The 4,586-nt window shown below is 58.8% G+C and carries 3 protein-coding genes and 2 pseudogenes; 4 read left to right on the top strand and 1 reads right to left on the bottom strand.

Features of this window, described 5'->3' with window-relative positions:
- Positions 1-347: 347 nt before the first annotated feature.
- The 3 genes and pseudogenes from M3436_19510 (at position 348) to M3436_19500 (ending at position 2,993) form a co-directional block, all read left to right on the top strand.
- Complete coding sequence (locus tag M3436_19510) at positions 348-1,682, top strand: sorbosone dehydrogenase family protein (GenBank protein ID MDQ3566171.1); 1,335 nt, start codon at positions 348-350, stop codon at positions 1,680-1,682.
- A 433-nt stretch (positions 1,683-2,115) separates the two neighbouring features.
- Positions 2,116-2,599 (top strand): annotated as a pseudogene (locus M3436_19505) (MaoC family dehydratase N-terminal domain-containing protein).
- 142 nt (positions 2,600-2,741) lie between these two features.
- Positions 2,742-2,993 (top strand): annotated as a pseudogene (locus tag M3436_19500) (biotin/lipoyl-binding protein).
- A gap of 216 nt (positions 2,994-3,209) precedes the next feature.
- Here the strand turns inward: M3436_19500 and M3436_19495 are convergent.
- Positions 3,210-3,554: a hypothetical protein gene (locus M3436_19495; protein ID MDQ3566170.1), complete on the bottom strand. Its 345-nt coding sequence runs from the start codon at positions 3,552-3,554 to the stop codon at positions 3,210-3,212.
- A gap of 248 nt (positions 3,555-3,802) precedes the next feature.
- Between M3436_19495 and M3436_19490 the strand changes: the two genes are divergently transcribed.
- Positions 3,803-4,117, top strand: a complete 315-nt coding sequence (locus tag M3436_19490) for a hypothetical protein (protein MDQ3566169.1) — start codon at positions 3,803-3,805, stop codon at positions 4,115-4,117.
- The last annotated feature ends 469 nt before the right edge of the window (positions 4,118-4,586 follow it).

The raw sequence follows: 4,586 nt of genomic DNA, 5'->3' as shown, positions 1-4,586 counted from the left end.
GCCGTACAACTTTGGGAAGATCCTGACCAACGTTTCCGAGGCCAGCCCCGAACTTCAATTTTCGCTCGCCTATTCGGAAATCCTCGTTGGTGGCCTGACAGAATCAGTCGCCTCAAAACATGAAGGTTGGAGCCACGCACCCTCAAATGGGGAATTAAACTAATGTGCCCTGTGGACAACTGTGTGCGATCGCCCCGACGGTGTGTTGGCAAATGCGCCGCAAATCCCGATGCGCACTCGCCCCCTCTCGCCTCGCGCTTGCCTCTCACACGACGTGATTCGGGCACAGATTTGAGGCCCAGGAGTATCCCGCCGGCTGACTATCGAGGAATCAAGGGAGAAGTTCAATGCAAATGAACAATCAACGAAACCAGGCAGCGGCCCTTGTGGCGGCTGCCATCCTATTCACTGTCGGCGGCGTATCGCCTGCCGTGGCGCAGCCTTCGACATCAACCCTCAAGGGCGTAGGTCCTTCTCCGAACCTGGCTGCACCGGCGCCAGGCGAGGCTACGACAAAGTTCGCAGAAGTCGTCGGCTGGCCGGAAAACCTCACGCCAAAGGCGCCTGATGGATTTCAGGTGGAGGCGTTCGCACGGGATCTCGAGAGCCCACGCTGGCTCTACGTTCTACCGAACGGAGACGTTCTTGTCTCGCAGGCGCGGAGTCATCCAAGGTCGAGAGCCAGTGCCGATAAGCGCAAGGGCATGGCCGGCGCCGGGAGCATCGGCGTGTCACCGAACAGAATCACTCTCCTTCGGGACTCAGACAGAGACGGACGGGCCGAGACACGAGAGGTATTTCTCACGAATCTGAATCAGCCGCTCGGCGTTGCTCTCGTCGACAACACCCTCTATGTCGCGAACACGGACGGTCTCATGCGGTTTCCCTACAAGGAGGGACAGACGAGGATCGAGGATGCAGGCACGCTGGTGCTGGAGCTTCCAGCCGGCGGTTACAACAACCACTGGACGAGGAACATTGTGGTCAATGCCGACAAATCGAAACTCTACATTTCGGTTGGATCGGCCAGCGATCATGAGGAGTACGGGATGGATACGGACGTTCGCCGCGCGAACATTCTCGAGATCAACCCAGACGGGTCGGGTGAACGAATCTTTGCGGCAGGGATTCGTAACCCAGTTGGTATGAGTTGGCAGCCCGAAACCGGGCGTCTCTGGACCGCGGTGAACGAGCGGGATAACCTGGGCGACGATCTCGTCCCTGATTACATTACCGCGATCCAGGAAGCCGGTTTCTACGGCTGGCCGTATACGTACTACGGCCAAAACATCGATCCCCGCCGCAAGGGCGAGCGTCCCGAGCTGGTGGCTCGGAGCATCAAGCCCGATTACGCGCTTGGGTCGCATACCGCTTCGCTGGGATTGCAGTTCTATACTGGAGGCAGCTTCCCGGAGAGGTACCGCGGCGGCGCGTTCATCGGTCAGCACGGCTCATGGAACCGCTCACAGTTCAGCGGATACCGTGTCGTGTTCGTGCCGTTTCAGAATGGTCAGCCACGAGGACAACCCGAAGACTTCCTGACTGGCTTTATGGCGGACCCGCGGACCGGAAAAACGTACGGCCGTCCGGTAGGGATCGCGGAATTGCGCGACGGTTCGCTCTTGGTTGCCGACGACGCCGGCGGTGTCGTGTGGCGGGTCTTGCGTGTCGCCGGCCGTTGATTGCAGTCACTGAGCAACGTGTCAAAGCGCCGCATTGTAGTCGCACAGCAATGTCCAAACTGCGGTAGGTGTTGACGGCACGAGCAGCGCCCTGGCTTTTGTAGCCGGGTGCGATGCGCCGCCCCCCGGCAGCGACGACTGGCCTCATGCATCAGGGAAGGAGTCAAGTGACGAAGCTTCGGCTTGGCATTTCACTGGTCTTAGTCTCGACCGCAGCGCTTGCTGTGGCTTCGTGCTGGCGACCCTCATCCCGCCACCACGCCGGCTCCGTCGGAGCTCACATGGGGTCCTGGCCTGTGTGTCGCGAATTGCTAATTGTAAGATAATTTACGCGCTAATCGCAGTTTTGCCGATGTGTGCTGAGTTGATAAGGTGGCGGTATGCGCGAAGTTTTCGTCCTGCTAGCTCATCTTCTCATAACGTTGGTCAAGCTCTGCCGACCGGCTGGACTTTATGCGGTAGTCGCCGAGTCACTCGCGGTGACGTTCACGTCGGACGGCGCTTCACGAGCCGCACGCATTCGCTCGACGAGCGACAGATCACCGCGTTCGCGAGCGAGTTCGACCCGCAGCCCTTTCACACGGATCGCGAGGCCGCGAAGGAGACCCTCTTCCGGGGGCTCGCGGCGAGCGGGTGGCACACGGCGGCGATCACCATGCGCCTCCAGGTCGACGGCGGCCTGCCGATCGCTGGTGGCCTCGTCGGCCTTGGGGGAGAAGTCGCCTGGCCGACGGCGACCCGGCCCGGCGATGTGCTCCATGTCGAAAGCGAGGTTGTGGAAGTCGTGCCGTCTCGCTCGCGGCCGGACCGCGGAACGGTCACGGTGCGGAGCGAAACCCGCAACCAGCGCGGCGAAGTCGTGCAGACGACGAGCGGTCAAGCTGCTCGTTCCACGCCGTTCGAGGATGGACGGCTGACCTCAGTTCGCGAGGGACCCGATGGCCTGCACAAACACCGCAAGGACTCGAGGTAGCGAGTCCAGCGCCCCCAGCGGGGGCTGTAGTTCAAGCCGCAGCATGAAGATCATTGCCGTTTGCGCCCTCGGCGCCGTGGTGGCGGTTGGGGTGGCTGCAGCGGCAACCAGGTGGTCCGGCCGCGCCGCCGCCACCCGAGGTCGACATCGCCAGGCCCATCGTGCGCGACATTACCGAATGGGACGAGTATACGGGCCGTTTGACGGCGATCGATACGGTGGAAGTCCGGCCGCGCGTGAGCGGCTATCTCGAATCCGTGCATTTCAAGGAAGGCCAAATCGTCAAGAAGGGTGACCTGCTGTTCGTGATCGATCCGCGCCCGTTCCGCGCTGTGCTGGCTGCAGCCGCAGCCGATGTTCGGGGCGCACAGACTCGGGCTTGAACTCGCGCGAAACGATGCGCAGCACACCTCGGCGGGTCTTCAGCATGAGGCAGGGCCTTCAATACATCATCACACAAGCTATAGATTGCGGTGATTTGACCGTCCACAGGGATTCTCTTCAGGAGAATCCTTTGTGGATATCTTCTGGTTGTCAATATCGTGCAGATAATTTCAACCACTCATTTGAAAGCCGCTGAGCGCGAGCATAGCCTGCGGGCGCTGCGGGAAGCCAATGGGGTGATTGGGGGCCTCCGGCGCCGCGGCCCGCCTCGGCATGAAACGGACGACGCTCCAGTCCAGAATGAAAAAGCTCGGCATCTCCCGCCGCGCCTGACGCCGATATCTCGGCATCTGCCGATATGTCAGCAGAGCTGCTTCGGCGCCGCCTCGTCTCTCCAGCAAACATCCACTCTGGCCAAAGCGTAAAACCTTGTTCAGTTTCAGCGACTTGGCTGACCTCTGCACGGTTGGAGCCTGGTTGGAATGAGGATTGCCGATGGAGAAGGCATAGGCCATCTCAGCACACCGAATACTTTCCGGCTGGCGAGCGGGCCAAACATCCCCAGGCATAAAAGGCCTGTTAAATCGTGAAGGAGGTATCGGTTATGAGAAGCAAGAGCATCAGATTACACCAACGACTGACACCGCTCCTCGTATTCCTACCGCTCTTGTTGGCGGGGTGCGAGCAGTGGGGCCAATCTGATCAACCGGGAACACCACAGGGCAAGAGTGAATCCCCGCTGGCTACGTCGTCTGGACCATCAGTGAACGAGGAATTTGTGCGATTGGCTGAAACAGCAATGGGCGATCTTAATAACGGGATCGAGGAACTGGAAGTCGCGTCCAGTGACGTGAACCCGGATATCCAGGCCGCGCTCGATGAGCAGATAGAGGTGTTACAAGAGCAACAGCAGGCGGCAAGCCAGACGCTTGACGAGTTAAGGGGAACGAGCGGTGAGATGCAGCCCGACCTCCAAGCCCATTTCATAAGCGCCTGGAATGAGATTGTTACATCGTATAAGGCAGCCAATGTACTGTTGATACTGGACGCGATGTGGACTGGCTTTATTTCGGCTTAGCAAGAAGTGTGTGCTGCCCTAGGAATCAGAGAATCAGGCATGGTGAAAATTACCATGCAGAACGAAGCCGGAGTTCTGTTCTTTTCAGTTGGAAAGAAAGCTTGCCGGGCCCTGGGTGAAGGAACTGGAACGCTGCTGGCGCTCCGCTGTCGGCACGCAACAGAGCTACCCCGTGCGCGTGGATCTAGGAAGGGACCGAGTTGGTGGCCTCAGGGTGCCTAAACACGTGCATTGTTGAAGAGGTCATGCAGTCAGAATGCCCTAAGTGCAATCATGTTTACGTCAAGTGGCTCAACTACGAAGAAACCGAGGAAGAGGAAATGAATAAGCCAACCTACGAAGAACTAAAACAGGACCTTATTAAACATCCTAACCGGATGGTTTTTATCAAGGACTTTGGACCGGCACTGTGTCAAGAAGAAGTTAAAACTCCAGAGTATCAGCAGTTCGTTTTCCAAAACTACTTTAA

It is taken from the genome of Pseudomonadota bacterium (assembly GCA_030859565.1).
In the GTDB taxonomy this organism is placed as follows: domain Bacteria; phylum Pseudomonadota; class Gammaproteobacteria; order JACCXJ01; family JACCXJ01; genus USCg-Taylor.
This window is presented reverse-complemented; position numbering and strand designations above follow the sequence as displayed.

Excerpts from the sequence above, each read along its gene's own strand:
- M3436_19510 (MDQ3566171.1), top strand. The coding sequence starts at position 348 with ATGCAAATGAACAATCAACGAAACCAGGCAGCGGCCCTTGTGGCGGCT.
- M3436_19495 (MDQ3566170.1), bottom strand. The coding sequence starts at position 3,554 with ATGGCCTATGCCTTCTCCATCGGCAATCCTCATTCCAACCAGGCTCCA.